Here is a 13,806-nt window from a genome sequence, read left to right as displayed (position 1 = left end):
ACATGCCGGGTTAAGCCGGGGTATGTGCCACCAACCCTGAAACAGCGCGCCCCGCGGTGCGTTTTTCGTCGATATACATCCCGGTGGAACCACACAGTTCCCTGGCAACCATGCGGATCTAAAAATGAAGATCAAGAATTCGCTGAAAGCGCTTAAGGCACGTCACCGCGACAACCGTCTGGTTCGCCGCAAGGGTCGCGTTTACATCATCAACAAGCAGAACCCGCGTTTCAAGGCCCGTCAGGGCTGATCGAAACCTCTCCTGCGGGAGAGCGGCATCACCTCGCTGTGATGCGTGGACTTCGGTCAATCGCAGAATTCGGTTTGAAACAGAGCGCATGCACGGTAGATTACCTGCATGCGCTCTGTTCGTTTGTTCACTCACCTGATTCTCACGGCCTGTATTCTGGTTGCCAGCGCCCTCGCCGGGCCTGCCGCCATGACGTTTGCGCAGGACATCACTTTTGCGCAGGAAGGGCCAGACGCGGCACCCAGCCAGCCTATGCCGCCTGCCCTGCCCTTCACGCCGGACCTTCAACCTGAGCCGAACCATCCTGAGACGGGTGAGCCGAGAGCGGACAAGGATGGCCAGCCGCCATTATCTCCACAGCAAGACCCATCTCCGCAGCAGGGCGAGGTTGAGCGTCTGGAAGACCGCAGCGACACCGCAGCTCTATCCGGCAAGCCTGCGGACGAATTGCTGACCCAGTTGAAACGCGAACGCCAGCCGGAGGCAGCCAAGGCGATTGCCGCTGCCGTGATGGCGGATTGGTCGAATTCCGGCAGCCCAACCGTCAATCTGTTGATGCAATGGGCCGACAAGGCGATCAAAGACAAGAAGAACGCCGCCGCACTGGACTTCCTCGATCAGGCGATCGTGTTGGAACCTGATTATGCCAATGGCTGGGGCCACCGCGCCAGCCTGCATTATAGCCAGGGCAATTACCGCAAAGCGATTTCCGATCTCAATCACGTCTTGGCCATCGAACCGCGCCATTTCGGCGCGCTGGAAATGCTCGCCAATATTCTGGCCGAGACCGGCAGCGATCAAAAGGCGCTGGAAGCCTGGCAGCGCTACCTGTCCATCTATCCCGCCGACCGCGCCGCCCAGAAGACCGTGACCGAGCTTTCCGAGAAGCTGGCAGGCGCCCGGACGTAATCATGACCCATTGCGGATGCAGTAGATTTAAAGTGTTACAGCATCCTTTGTGCATTTTATAAAACGCACGGCGCTGTCATCCCTGCTGTGCCCCTAAGGATGGTGGTTTTGGGAACGCCGAAGGCTATCTTACCTTTCTCACTCCACGCGCCCCATGCTTTGTTATGCGGATGAAGAGGCCATCGCTGATTAAATTTTCTGCGTCATCTATCGGATAGCTGAGCCGCTTTACGCAATGACGCAGCAGGAACCCATATGCCATGCCTGCAATTCTGATCCTTGCCATCGTCACTACACCCCTGATTGTAGCCTGGGTGTTTTCCACAGTCAAAATAAGACAGATCATCATTGACAATCCGAATATTGGCACGCTCGTCCCGATAAGAGACACCCATCTCAACCTTCTGCATATTCCGGCGTCTGAAAGCGCCGATCTGCCACCGCTGCTGTTCATTCATGGCGCCAGTGGTAATTTGCGCGATCAGGCCGAGGCATTTCGTCCGGCCCTTGAGGGACGCGCGGATCTGATCTTCGTGGACAGGCCGGGTCATGGCTATTCGCCGCGTGGTGGTCCGCAAAACGACACACCAGATGGCCAGGCAAACGCCATCGCCGAGGCCATGGACGCCATTGGCGTGTCGCGGGCCATTATCATCGGCCATTCCTTTGGCGGTGCTATTGCGGCAAGCTTTGCTGTTCTCCATCCAGAAAAGACGGCGGGTTTGCTTTTTCTGGCCCCTGCCACCCATCCATGGCCCGGTGGGGTCGATTGGCATTACCATCTGACGGCAACACCAATCATCGGGCCCCTCTTTGCCCGCACCCTTGCACCACTGGCTGGGCTTGCCAAAATGGATGGAGCCATCGGGGCAGTCTTCGCTCCCAATCCACGTCCGGATGATTATATGGCCCGAACCGCTCCCACCCTGGTTCTGCGGCCCAGCACCTTTCGTCACAATGCCATCGATGTTTTCGGCTTGCATGCTTATGTCACCCGCATGGCACCTCGCTACTCCGAAATACGGGCGCCCACCGTGATTGTCACCGGTGACAGTGATGCCATCGTTCTGGCCGATATTCACTCCGTTGGTCTTGCTCGCGACATTGCAGACGCAGAACTGGTCTGGGTACGACATTTAGGACACAAGCCGGATTATTGCGTCACAGATCTGGCGGTTGCCGCCATTGAAAAAATAGCCGGCCACGACCGTGATCTTGGGTCTTTGGCCAGGAAAATCGGTGATGCTTTTGAAATGTCAACAAACTGATAAAATTGGCAGCTACTTAAGAGTCTCGATAACCACCGACATCGGCTATCTACAACCAAGGGGATTGTGTCCTTGACATCACAATCAAATTGGAGCAAAACTATAGGCATAGTAACAAACCAATTTAGAACTGCAATATTATCAAAGACGAATTTATAGTCTATTTATATTTCTGAGTTATTGAATAATTTATAAGTAATAAAGTCGCCTCTCCCAAGGCGACTTTATTATTTTGCGCTATCGATATTACGGGGCGATATTTCAAAATTCCTAATATTAGGAATTTCTATATAATTCCGCAAATCGAATGAAATTTCACAGTGGAATGGTGCCGTAGGCTCACACCATGACGGCATCCGCCCTGGATTTTAGAAAACTCAGGACACGCCATCTGCGGCTGTTCCCATCGGATTTTACCAGACCGAATCGCAGGTCTCAGTCCGCTAAATCGGCCCTCTGGCAGCGCATGTCACGAAAAACGCCGCCCGTCATCCCTGACAAGCGGCACTAGAATTTCTCGGATATATGGACGGTCAGAAGGGTCACAGAAGGTGACCTCTCACATTCTCTTTTCAAATACTTCTACGGCATAGGGCCTTAAAGGCGAGGATGCATTCGCACCTCGCCTTGCAGGGCTTAGCACTGTCAGACGCCGGACAGGCCATCCGGACCGATATAGGCGATGCGCAGCATATTGGTGGCGCCCGGCGTTCCCAATGGCACACCAGCAGAAATGATCACCCGGTCGCCCGGCTTGCCAAACTCTTCCGACACCACGATGCGGCAGGCCCTGTTGACCATGTCATCCAGATCGGTTGGCTCCTCGGAAACGACACAATGCAGGCCCCAGACCAGCGACAGGCGGCGCGCCGTCTGAACCACCGGCGACAGCGCCAGGATCGGCACTTCGGGACGCTCACGCGAAGCGCGAAGCCCGGTATTACCTGACGACGTGTAACAGACGATGGCCGTCAGCTTCAGGGTCTCGGCAATCTGGCGGGCTGCCAACGAAATCGCGTCAGCGCCGGTTGCTTCCGGCTGCGGGCGCTGGGCATAGATAATGCCGGGATAATGCGGCTCTCGCTCGATGGTGCGGGCAATCGACGCCATGGTCGAGACCGCTTCGACCGGATACTGGCCGGAAGCGGATTCAGCCGACAGCATGATGGCATCGGCGCCTTCGAACACGGCTGTCGCCACGTCGGAGACTTCGGCGCGCGTTGGAACCGGCGCTGAAATCATCGACTCCAGCATCTGGGTGGCCACGACCACCGGCTTGCCTTCACGGCGGCAGGCACGAATCAATTGTTTCTGAATGCCGGGAACGGCCTCCAGCGGCATTTCCACGCCAAGATCTCCACGCGCCACCATCAAGGCGTCGGACAGTTCGATGATCTCGTCGATCCGTTCCAGCGCCTGCGGCTTTTCGATTTTCGACATCAGCCCGACGCGTCCACGAGCGATCTTGCGCACCTCGGCCAGATCCTCAGGACGCTGGATGAAGGACAGCGCGACCCAATCGACATCATTGGTGGCCAGAACAGCATCCAGATCGGCGCGGTCCTTGTCGGTCAGCACGCCGGTCGCAAGGATGGTATCGGGCAGGCTGACGCCCTTGCGGTCGGAAATCTTGGTGCCAGACACCACGCTACAGACAATGGTCTTGCCGTCGCATTTTTCGGCACGCAGATGCAGCTTGCCATCATCGATCAACAGGCGATGGCCAACCTTGACGGCCTCCAGGATTTCCGGGTGCGGCAGATAGACCCGGTTTTCATCACCAGGAGCCTCGTTGCTGTCGAGGGTGAATGTCTGGCCGGGCTTCAATTCCACCGAGGTATTGGCAAATTTGCCGACCCGCAGCTTGGGGCCTTGCAAATCGGCGAGAATGCCGATCGGGCGCCCGCAAGCAGCTTCGACATTGCGGATGCGCTGGATCAGCGTACGCATCACATCGTGGCTGGCATGGCTCATGTTGATACGGAAAAGATCGGCGCCAGCCTCATGCAGCTTGCGGATCATGGCTTCATCTTGCGAAGCCGGTCCAAGCGTTGCTAGAATTTTGACTTTGCGGTTACGCTTCATTGCTTCTGGCCTTCCTGCGTGCCGGGCGTGTCGGACAACTGAACCATCCAGCTCCCCTGGCGGCCCGTGTCATATTCCTTGAAACCCATTTGCTGGTAACCGCGCTTGAAACAATCCCCGACGCCAACGATCTTGAACTCGTTTTCCGCCACGCACATGTTGACATTGCCAGTCCAGCGGCCACCGCGGGCGGCATCTTCTGCGTAGAGATAATAGTAGCGCGATTTCAGCTCGCCTTCGATCAGCGTTGCGCAGGTCGAAGCGGGTACTTGCCACCAACCCTCGCTGATCCAGCCTTCCGCCGCCCGGTAGCCAATGGCCACGCCGACGAGATTGGCCGAACCATTGCAAACGCGAAAATCCGCCTGCGCGGGTGCGGCATAAGCAATCGGTGAAAATACAATGGTCAAAAACAGGCCGAGACGTGCAAGACGCCCGGAACCTGTAACGGAAGAGAGTGTGTTGGAATGAGGCACGGCTTCCGACGGAACTCCATTTTTCTGTGTTGCCTTCTTGCGACTATGGACCAAGAAAGTCAACGCAGCTCTAATCGATTGTAATCCCCACGCGAATGATGAGGGGTGAGTTTGACTGAATGGTGACGGCGGACCGTCTCTGTGCGCAATCAGATCCTTCTTCCGCACAGGCTTTAACCGCACTCGTTATCACACGAACGATCATAAGGCGTTAAGCGGCACGAAGTATCCCTTTAAATCCGCCTGCTGCATAATTCCTTAAATCCACTCCGATTTAAGGAATTATGCAGCAAATTTGAAGTGCGGCTGCATCTTTTGTGCGTTTGACCAAGCCCACAATCCTCAAGCCTTGAAAAACTGGTGATAATCCTGTTTCTGCACGGCAGACGGTCCAAATTCGACCCAAGGGATCTCCTAGAATAAAAGAGACCTCCTGGAATAATTTGGTGAAGGATGTTTCCACACATCCCCCATGATAGACAATCCCATCACATAAATGTGTCAGCCATGAATGACTTCAAACCCTATGAGACGATAGCCGGCGACAACAGCCTGGGCCTCGTGCTGCTTGCCGACCACGCCATGAACCGGCTGCCTGCCGGCTACGGCACGCTTGGCCTGCCAGATAGCGCTTATCTGCGCCATATCGCCTATGATATTGGCGTGGAAAGCTTGACCCGCCAATTGGCGGCGCGGCTCGGCGTGCCGGCGGCGATGTCCTGTTTTTCCCGGCTGCTGATCGACCCAAACCGGGGCGAGGACGACCCGACGCTGGTGATGAAAATTTCCGACGGCGCGATCATTCCTGGCAATCACCCGATCAGCGCGCAAGAATGGCAGTATCGGGTGGAAAACTTCCATCGGCCTTACCACCACGCTGTCGAACAGTTGTTGGCAGACACGGCCGCTGCCAGTGGCAAGGCGCCCTTGGTGCTGTCGCTGCATTCCTATACGCCCGCCTGGAAGGGCGCGGCCCGCCCCTGGCATGCCGCCGTGCTCTGGGATAGCGATGAGCGCGCCGTGCGGCCATTGATCGACGCGCTCAGCCAGCCGGGCGACATTCTCGTCGGTGACAATGAACCCTATGACGGCGCCTTGAAGGGCGATACACTCTACCGTCATTGCATGGTGTCGGGCATGCCTCATGCGTTGCTGGAAGTGCGCCAGGACCTGATCGGCGACGAAGCGGGCATCACCGCCTGGGCAGACCGGCTGGAGCCGATTTTTGCCGCAATGAACGGCGATCCTGCCCTGCACGAATGGCGGCAATTTCCGTCCCGAACCGGACCTTACCCGGCCTTGGAAAAATGATCGGACAAGAGATGAGCGAACTGACCAAGGAACAGCAAACCGAACTGGAAGCAGCGGCCTTTCGCCGTCTTCTGGCGCATTTGCGTGAACGCAGCGATGTGCAGAATATCGACCTGATGAATCTGGCCGGGTTCTGCCGCAATTGCCTGGCCAATTGGTATCAGGACGCAGCCGACACCAAAGGGGTCGAGATGACCCGCGACGAGGCGCGCCAGCATGTCTATGCAATGCCCTATGAGCAATGGAAATTGCGGCATCAGAAACAGGCGAGCGAGGCCCAGAAGGCGGATTTCGAAGCCTCACGCCCGCAGGACTAGCTTCGAGAACGGCTCTCGAAGTGGCACCGGACACGGATAATTTTGCCGACCCCCACCCCAAGACCTCCTGGGGATTTCAGGCTATTATCCAATCCTGACAAGGTTTTACCCGATATTCCACTGCCCCCTCCGCCAAGGCCCGGGCTTTGCGCCATGCAAAAGAACTTGACGTGGCGCAGAGTTCACGGCACGTCACCCCCACTCAAATGACCATCCCCAGCAAGGAGATCCCCATGTCTGATGCTCATGGCGTCGCCCGTGACCAACTTCGCGCTTTTGTCGAGCGCATCGAACGCCTTGAAGAAGAAAAGAAGACCATCGCCGACGATATCAAGGACGTCTATGGCGAAGCCAAAGGCATGGGATTCGATACCAAGATCCTGAAAAAGGTCATCGCGTTGCGCAAGAAGGATGAGCAGGAGCGGATGGAGGAAGACCTGATCCTCGATACCTATCTTCATGCGCTGGGCATGATCGAGAACCCGCCGGAAGGCTAAAGTCTGCCAGGTTCATATTGAACCAGACAGACTCTCGCTGTTTTTGTTTGAGTTTGTCCTTTCGGGAAAACCGGTGACCACTTTTCCCTGACAAACTCCAAAACATCAGATCGAAAGTTAAAAACCAGCTTTCGGAAACCTCCGATCCGCAAACAGAACTGAGAGCATCGTGCTGATTCCTGTTTTCTGCACGATGCTCTATCCCCTCAAGCCAGTTCCAGCTTCTTGCAATCTGGTCACGTCTTGATTGTCGGGCATGCAAAAGGCCTGCCGATCCTGCTTGGTTGATCGCATCACTTCTCGCATGAAGCCCGATAGCGCCTGGTTCTTGCGGCTATGAAGTGCCTTCATGGCAATTTCGACGTCAGAAAGCGGATCGAGACGCTGACCGGCAACCTCGATCAGACTTTGCAGGCCACCCATGGCAACCTGACTTTCGGCAAGGGCTGTCACGCCAAGGCCCGCGGCGACGGCAGCACGCAAATGGCTGTAGCTTTGCCCTTCATAAGCAATCCTGAAAGGCACACCTGCTGATTCCAGCCGTTGAATGACGTGGTGACGATAGACGCATCCCTCATGAAACAGCACGAGTGGCAGGGGCTCACGCTGGCGCAAGCGAAAGCCCGGTCCCGCCGCCCATAGCAATGGCTCACGACGTAACGTCTTGTGAGCGTTGCTCACCTCCCCATGCTGCGTCCTGATCAATGTCTTGACAATGGCAACATCGAGTTCGCGTTGCTCGAGCCGCTTCTCAAGCCTTGTGGAAAAATCGGAAATCACCCTCACGTCGCATTCAGGATGTAGCGCCTTGAAGCGGCCAATCAATTCCAGCAGCCAGTTCATGTCAATGTCATCCATGACACCGACCCTGATCGTTCCCTTCAGACCCGGACGCTCCAGACACATCCAGGCGTCCTCAAGAGTTGCCAGAATTTTAATGGCAAAAGGAAGCAGTTTTTCGCCCGCTTCCGTTGGCCCTTCGAAATGCCCACGGCATCGATGAAACAGCTTTTCACCCAAAATATCTTCCGCGGCGCGAATCTGACGGGTAACGGCGGTCTGCGTCCGTGACTGGTCTTTCGCCGCATTGGTGAAACTGCCGTGCTCGCAAACCGAGACAAATGCCCTGATCTGGTCAAGCGTCAATAACCGCAGACTTTGCTTCATAATGCCTCGCGCGCATTTTCTACCACGATAATTCATTTTGAATCTGATGCAACACATAATAGAACTTCAGGGCAGCGCAGAATAACGCAAAGCATTGAAATATAATATCATTTTGGCTTCCATCAAGAGGAAAGACCAGAGTATGGTGATGACGTTTCCAGCTCACCATACGTTCAGATTGTCCGGTTTTTCCATTGATAGCGGACCGGGTGATCCCGCTAGGACCAGGTGCTCCAACTGCGCGTGCTCTGTCACACAGCCATATGGCCGTGTTTTCCCATCGTCCTTTTCAGATCGAGCAAATTTCATGTTACAGGTCGTTGTTCCCGTTTTTCTTGTCATTCTGGTTGGTTATGGTTTTGGAAGGAAGCATCAGTTTGCTGCTGAAGCCGAAAAGCTGATCAATGAATATGTTCTGTATATTGCCCTGCCAGCCTTGCTGTTTCTGGCGGTGGCGCGGGCCAACCCGGCGGATCTCGCGCAGTGGCCATTCATGGCGGCAACTTTGGCTGGAATTGCTGCGGCCTATCTTGCCGGTCTGTTTCTAGCCAGAGCGAAAGGGACATCGGCACCGCAATCCTCCATTGTCGGCATGGCAGCATGTTATGGGACAACCGGATATATGGGCATTCCCATCCTGATTGCCGCCTTCGGTCCCAAAGCCGCGGTTCCTGCCGCCATTGCAACAATATTGCATAACATTCCAGCGATTATGGCCGTGATCATTACCCATGATCTCACCGGCCAAAAGCAGTCCAGCCCCTTGGCCAGCGCCGGACGCGCCTTGGCGACGACCTTGAAAAATCCGCTGACGATGGCGGTTTTGGCCGGGGCGTTTTTTTGCCTGCTGCGAATTCCGTTGCCAACCATGCTCACCTCCTTCACAGGGTTTCTGGCAGCGGCGGCCGGACCGACAGCGCTTTTTGCCCTTGGTCTCGGCCTTGCCAGAATTCCTTTTTCAGCAGCACGGCTGTCGGCCATGGCCGGTTGGATTGCCCCGGTCGTCCTGATAAAGATCCTAATACAGCCGCTGGTAACGCTTGGTATGATCGCGATCGCCTTCAAGGCGGATATCGATATCTGGTATGCCACCGCTGTTGTGATGGCAGCACAGCCCATTGGCGCTGGAGCTTATGTTTTTGGCAGGAAATACGGCTATTTCAGTGAAGAAACATCTCTGGCGATTATCGTGTCGCTGCTGATAACGGTCTTGACCCTGACGCTCGTTCTACAGACCTTTGCCGCATCCATCCCGGCCTAAAAACCGGCACCCACGTTTAAGTCCGATGCCATAGAGCCCTCGTTACCCTCTTGGAAAACCTGAGCCGGGAGATGCGGGAGACTTTCAGGCTTTTACCTAGAGATACGAAAAAACCCGCGGTTACCGCGGGTTTTTTATGACCAGATATGCAGCCCTGCCCGAAGGAAGGCTCGATATATTTACCGGACCGCGCCGAAGCGGCCTGGATCGATGGCCTGGGCGCCGGGAGTAAAGCCGGTCTGCGGCGCCTTGACCGGTGCGGTGATGGCCTGGGTCACGACACGGCCGCCACGACCGGCCTTGGCAGGCACGGGGTTTGCGCCCGGCTCAAGCCGGTTCTTGTTCATTGCCCATTGCGAAATCATCGTCCGGGTCAACTCGGTCCCGCCGGTCAGGCCACGGCTGGCCGCATCCGCTTCACTTGGTCCCGGGCGTCCGCCCTTGACGGGAAGCGAGGCTTCATTCGCACGGCTTGCCGATTTGGGCTGGTCAAAAACATCACCAAACTGGCCCGCACTCGGCTTGGCGCGGGAGGGCTGCGCAAGCGAAGCCACCTGCTGCTGTCCCTGAGTGGAGGCTTTAGCTTGAGCTGGAAGCGGTCCCTGGGTGAGAACGGCGACGGCTTTCGGCTGCACTGCCGGGGCGGCTACAGGCTGAGGTCTCTCAGTGGGTGCCGCAGGCCGAACTTCGGCAACCGCTGCAACAGAAGGCGTTGGCCGGTCACGCGGGATCACCACGGTCTTCAGCGGCGCGCCATCCTGGCTCTGTTGCAGTGCCTCGGCGGCAGCCGGAGAAAGCATGGCTTCTTCGACCGTAGACGGCTCGTCGTTCATCTGTGGGCGCTGCTGCGGCAGGGTTGCCGCCATGGCATCGGCAAGCGCCGGACGGCCAGCTGGCACCGGAATATGCTGGGCAATAGGGTTACTATCATCAGGCGATCCAAGCGACGCGGTCATCACAGGCTCGGCGTCACCCTTCATACCACGCGGCCCAAGCAGGGTCGGCACGGGAACCTTGTAGGCGGCCAGATCTTCATAGCCGCTTTGCTGCGCGGAAGCGTCACCCGACGGATTGCCCGCAACTTTCTGCAGGGCATCCTCGGCAGCATTGCGCCCGCCAGGAGAATAAAGCGCCACAGCCAGACTGTCATCACCCTGACGCAGGGAAGGACGCGATTGCGGCACGGGAGCCGCGATATCAGGCGCTGCGGAAGCCACAGCCACAGGCATCGGACTGGTTGGCGTTGGATTGGTCAGCTCGGCCGGTCTTGGCGCGGCGGCTGGAGCCGATGCCCGCACCGGTGCGGCTGGGGCTGAATCTTCGTCGCCCTCGTCCTCATCACCGCTACCAAACAGCATGGCCATCAGATTTCGCGGCCTGCCACGCGGCGAGGATTTATTATCCGCCATCAATATTTGTTCAGACCCCAGGCGTTTCTTATATTCCTCCATCGCCACCTGGTAGCCGGGAAGCGGCTTGCCATCGGCGGGAATATGCAGGGTCTTGCCATCGGGGAACATTCGCACCAGTTCGCTGCGCGGAACGCGCGGCCAGGAGCGGACGCCCGCCACGTCCATATGCACGAAAGGCGAGCCGGAATTGGGATAATAGCCCACGCCGCCCGCCTGGAATTTCATGCCGATATCGCGCAGGTTTTTCAGCGGCACGCCAGGGATGAAGAAATCCATGGCGGTGCCATTCATGTGCTGGCTTTCCTTTGCAACGCCGGAAGAGCGCGAACGCAGCATGGCATTGGTGGCCGGCGAGCGATAACCGGACACGACATAGATATAACCGCTGGCGCCCGCCTTCTGATAGACCGACCAGACGAGGTCGAACAGGCGCGGGTCCATCTTGGTCGCTTCGTTGCGACGCCAGTCGCGCACAATATTGTTGAGCTGCTGCAAGCCCTTGGGATCGTAACGGCCATTGCGCTTGAAGGTGATTTCCTGCTTCTCGCCGGTATGGACAAAAAGGATTTTCAGCGACCGCGTTTCCGCAGCAGCCGAACCGGTCGTGGCATAGAGGGCGGAAAAGGCGATCGTCATCAGGACCAGAGCTGTCAGAAACAGCTTGGATATGTTCGCCCAAATCATGGCCGTGCGGTCAACCCGCCCAGGCCCTGAGGGCGATACAAATGCACCAGATATCCGCAAAATCCGTCCCCGTCAGAAAAGTCACATCGCTCGTTTATCACATGACTGTGAAATACGGTATCCACATGGCAATTTTGCCACATCGTTCAAATTGATTCATATATGGTGAACCAATTCATAACAACCCATTGACAACCAGTAATCAATCATCCTTACCCGGGGGTTAACAACTATCGAACCGGCAGGCGTTTCTGCGGACCGCACGATATTGTCATCCCGCACTGCAAGACGCGAAATTCGGCGTCCTTATAGCCCAAAATGACAACGCCGCCCACCCTGTCAGGTGCGCGGCGTGTTCAAATCTTCAGCCGGGCGCTGAAACAAACCCGGATATCAGCTTTTTCAGGCGGCGTGCTTCTGCGGATTATCCGGGTCGATCCCGTAATCCTTCAGCTTGCGATAGAGCGTCGAGCGGCCGATTCCCAGCTTGCGTGCCACCTGGCTCATCTGGCCCCGGTAGAATTTCAGCGCGAAACGAATCAGTTCTTCCTCAATCTCAGCCAATTGCCGGACATTGCCGCTCTCGTCGATGCTGACGATGACATTGTCCAACGCTACCGGACGCGGGTCCTCGGCGCGCGGGGCCGGGAGCCGGTCGATAAAGGCCAGTTCCGGCCGGTCTGCGCCGCGCGGCGCCACCTGTTCCGGCTGGCTTTCCGCCGTGCCGGGCAAGCCTGTCCAGAATTTGTCCTGCGCCAAACCGCCTGGGATCTGCGCCAGGATCTGCGGGAAATCGCTTTCCGTCAGATCCGTGCCTTCGGCCAGAATCACCGCCCGGTAGATGGCATTTTCCAACTGGCGGATATTGCCGGGCCAATCGAAGGCCGTCAGCAAAGCAAGCGCGCCGGCCCCCAGAGACAGGGTACGGGTCAAACGCTGTTCCGCCGAGAACCGTTCGGTAAAGGCGCGCGCCAGGAAGGGAATGTCCTCCTTGCGGCGGCGCAGAGCCGGAATGGTGATGGGGAAGACGTTGAGGCGGTAATAAAGGTCCTCGCGGAACCGGCCAGCCTTGACCTCTTCGATCAAGTCCTTGTTGGTCGCCGAGATCAGCCGCACATTGACCTTCTGGGTCTGGCGGGCGCCGATAACCTCGATTTCGCCTTCTTGCACGGCCCGAAGCAGCTTGACCTGGGTATCGAGCGGCAATTCGCCGATCTCGTCGAGGAACAGCGTACCGCCGTCAGCCTCGGCGAATTTGCCGATATGGCGTTCGGTCGCACCGGGGAAAGATCCCTTTTCATGGCCGAACAGAATGCTTTCCACCATGTTGGCGGGAATGGCAGCGCAATTGACCGTGACAAATGGCCGCGAGGCGCGGTCGCTGCCCGACTGGATGGCCCGAGCGACCATTTCCTTGCCAACGCCCGATTCGCCTTCCAGCACGACAGGGATATTCGACTGGGCCGCACGGCGCGACAGGTCGATGACCCGGGTCATGGCCGGGCTTGCCGAAATAATATCGGAAAAATGCACTGCACCGGTGCGCGAGCGGCGCGCAGGCCGCGTCTTGGCGTCGCGCTGATCGACGCGCAGCGCATTGCCGATGGCCGATGCGATCCGCTCCGGCGAGACCGGCTTGACGACGAAATCGAAGGCGCCAGCCCGCATGGCCTGCACCACGGTATCGATGCCGCCCTGACCGGTCTGGACGATGACAGGCACTTCCGCCTCCTGACCGCCGATGGCGACCAGGAAATCGAGGCCGGATACGCCCGGCATCATCAAATCCAGTAGGATGACGGAAATCTCCGCCTTGTGCTGACGGAAATAGGCAAGGCCTGCCTCTCCGTCCTCGGCCAGATGGGCAACATGCCCCTGGCTTTCGACAGCGGCCTTCAACAACCGGCGTTGAACCGGATCGTCATCGACAACGAGAATATGAGCGGTCAATTTTAGCTCCCCGAGTCCTTATGGCGTCTGGCGCCGGTTGAAACAATGGACCATGTCCGTAAGCGGCAGAATCAAAAACGCGATCCTGTTCCAAATTCGGCCTTTCCGAATTCGGCCTTTTCCGAACCCGGCCACAAACCCTGAAAATGCTGCGCTTTTCAGGTTCCCTCCGCAAGCAAAGGCTGTAACCGTCGTCCTTGTCCCGCAAAATGCCATGGA

12 protein-coding genes are annotated in these 13,806 nt (G+C 57.2%); 7 read left to right on the top strand and 5 right to left on the bottom strand.

Translation table 11 applies throughout. The features are described 5' to 3' along the window. Positions 1–124 precede the first annotated feature (124 nt). The 3 genes from ykgO (at position 125) to V6582_RS14330 (ending at position 2,427) form a co-directional block, all read left to right on the top strand. Positions 125–250, top strand: a complete 126-nt coding sequence (gene ykgO, locus V6582_RS14340) for a type B 50S ribosomal protein L36 (protein WP_003497670.1) — start codon at positions 125–127, stop codon at positions 248–250. A 108-nt stretch (positions 251–358) separates the two neighbouring features. Further along, positions 359–1,159, top strand: a complete 801-nt coding sequence (locus tag V6582_RS14335) for a tetratricopeptide repeat protein (RefSeq protein WP_234889898.1) — start codon at positions 359–361, stop codon at positions 1,157–1,159. A 260-nt stretch (positions 1,160–1,419) separates the two neighbouring features. Continuing rightward, positions 1,420–2,427, top strand: a complete 1,008-nt coding sequence (locus tag V6582_RS14330; protein ID WP_156634848.1) for an alpha/beta fold hydrolase — start codon at positions 1,420–1,422, stop codon at positions 2,425–2,427. Positions 2,428–3,072: 645 nt separating this feature from the next. On the opposite strand, the gene pyk is transcribed toward V6582_RS14330, so the two are convergent. Both pyk and V6582_RS14320 read right to left on the bottom strand, forming a co-directional pair. After that, positions 3,073–4,512 carry a pyruvate kinase gene (gene pyk, locus V6582_RS14325; RefSeq protein ID WP_156634485.1) on the bottom strand — a complete coding sequence of 480 codons (1,440 nt, stop codon included), beginning with the start codon at positions 4,510–4,512 and terminating at the stop codon, positions 3,073–3,075. Next, complete coding sequence (locus tag V6582_RS14320) at positions 4,509–4,988, bottom strand: DUF1036 domain-containing protein (RefSeq protein WP_041697052.1); 480 nt, start codon at positions 4,986–4,988, stop codon at positions 4,509–4,511. Before V6582_RS14320 ends, pyk begins: the two co-directional genes overlap by 4 nt. 507 nt (positions 4,989–5,495) lie before the next feature. On the opposite strand from V6582_RS14320, the gene V6582_RS14315 reads away from it, so the two are divergent. From V6582_RS14315 to V6582_RS14305, 3 genes are all read left to right on the top strand, one after another. Then, entirely contained in the window at positions 5,496–6,299 is an 804-nt protein-coding gene (locus V6582_RS14315; protein ID WP_234889854.1) for an N-formylglutamate amidohydrolase, read from the top strand. Positions 6,300–6,310: 11 nt separating this feature from the next. Beyond that, a complete protein-coding gene (locus V6582_RS14310) occupies positions 6,311–6,616 on the top strand; it encodes a DUF1244 domain-containing protein (RefSeq protein WP_156634487.1) in 306 nt (101 codons plus the stop codon). 233 nt (positions 6,617–6,849) lie between these two features. Next, positions 6,850–7,113 carry a DUF2312 domain-containing protein gene (locus V6582_RS14305; RefSeq protein ID WP_015917069.1) on the top strand — a complete coding sequence of 88 codons (264 nt, stop codon included), beginning with the start codon at positions 6,850–6,852 and terminating at the stop codon, positions 7,111–7,113. Between the two features lie 198 nt (positions 7,114–7,311). Here V6582_RS14305 and V6582_RS14300 read toward each other — a convergent pair whose 3' ends face one another. Next, positions 7,312–8,280: a LysR substrate-binding domain-containing protein gene (locus tag V6582_RS14300; RefSeq protein ID WP_349508878.1), complete on the bottom strand. Its 969-nt coding sequence runs from the start codon at positions 8,278–8,280 to the stop codon at positions 7,312–7,314. A 307-nt stretch (positions 8,281–8,587) separates the two neighbouring features. On the opposite strand from V6582_RS14300, the gene V6582_RS14295 reads away from it, so the two are divergent. Next, positions 8,588–9,541 (top strand): AEC family transporter, encoded by a 954-nt coding sequence (locus V6582_RS14295; RefSeq protein ID WP_156634489.1) that lies wholly within the window; start codon positions 8,588–8,590, stop codon positions 9,539–9,541. 179 nt (positions 9,542–9,720) lie between these two features. On the opposite strand, the gene V6582_RS14290 is transcribed toward V6582_RS14295, so the two are convergent. After that, on the bottom strand, positions 9,721–11,637 hold the full coding sequence (locus V6582_RS14290) for a DUF882 domain-containing protein (RefSeq protein WP_156634490.1): 1,917 nt from the start codon (positions 11,635–11,637) through the stop codon (positions 9,721–9,723). 402 nt (positions 11,638–12,039) lie between these two features. Continuing rightward, positions 12,040–13,587: a sigma-54-dependent transcriptional regulator gene (locus tag V6582_RS14285; protein ID WP_156634491.1), complete on the bottom strand. Its 1,548-nt coding sequence runs from the start codon at positions 13,585–13,587 to the stop codon at positions 12,040–12,042. Positions 13,588–13,806: the final 219 nt, after the last annotated feature.

This window comes from Agrobacterium vitis, from assembly GCF_037039395.1.
GTDB lineage: Bacteria > Pseudomonadota > Alphaproteobacteria > Rhizobiales > Rhizobiaceae > Allorhizobium > Allorhizobium vitis_E.
Note: the sequence above shows the minus strand (reverse complement) of the source record. Positions and strands in the feature narration are given on the sequence as shown.

What these genes read in the sequence shown, in the direction of transcription:
- ykgO (WP_003497670.1), top strand. Translation starts at nt 125, where the DNA reads ATGAAGATCAAGAATTCGCTGAAAGCGCTTAAGGCACGTCACCGCGAC.
- V6582_RS14335 (WP_234889898.1), top strand. Translation starts at nt 359, where the DNA reads ATGCGCTCTGTTCGTTTGTTCACTCACCTGATTCTCACGGCCTGTATT.
- V6582_RS14330 (WP_156634848.1), top strand. Translation starts at nt 1,420, where the DNA reads ATGCCTGCAATTCTGATCCTTGCCATCGTCACTACACCCCTGATTGTA.
- pyk (WP_156634485.1), bottom strand. Translation starts at nt 4,512, where the DNA reads ATGAAGCGTAACCGCAAAGTCAAAATTCTAGCAACGCTTGGACCGGCT.
- V6582_RS14315 (WP_234889854.1), top strand. Translation starts at nt 5,496, where the DNA reads ATGAATGACTTCAAACCCTATGAGACGATAGCCGGCGACAACAGCCTG.
- V6582_RS14310 (WP_156634487.1), top strand. Translation starts at nt 6,311, where the DNA reads ATGAGCGAACTGACCAAGGAACAGCAAACCGAACTGGAAGCAGCGGCC.
- V6582_RS14305 (WP_015917069.1), top strand. Translation starts at nt 6,850, where the DNA reads ATGTCTGATGCTCATGGCGTCGCCCGTGACCAACTTCGCGCTTTTGTC.
- V6582_RS14300 (WP_349508878.1), bottom strand. Translation starts at nt 8,280, where the DNA reads ATGAAGCAAAGTCTGCGGTTATTGACGCTTGACCAGATCAGGGCATTT.
- V6582_RS14295 (WP_156634489.1), top strand. Translation starts at nt 8,588, where the DNA reads ATGTTACAGGTCGTTGTTCCCGTTTTTCTTGTCATTCTGGTTGGTTAT.
- V6582_RS14290 (WP_156634490.1), bottom strand. Translation starts at nt 11,637, where the DNA reads ATGATTTGGGCGAACATATCCAAGCTGTTTCTGACAGCTCTGGTCCTG.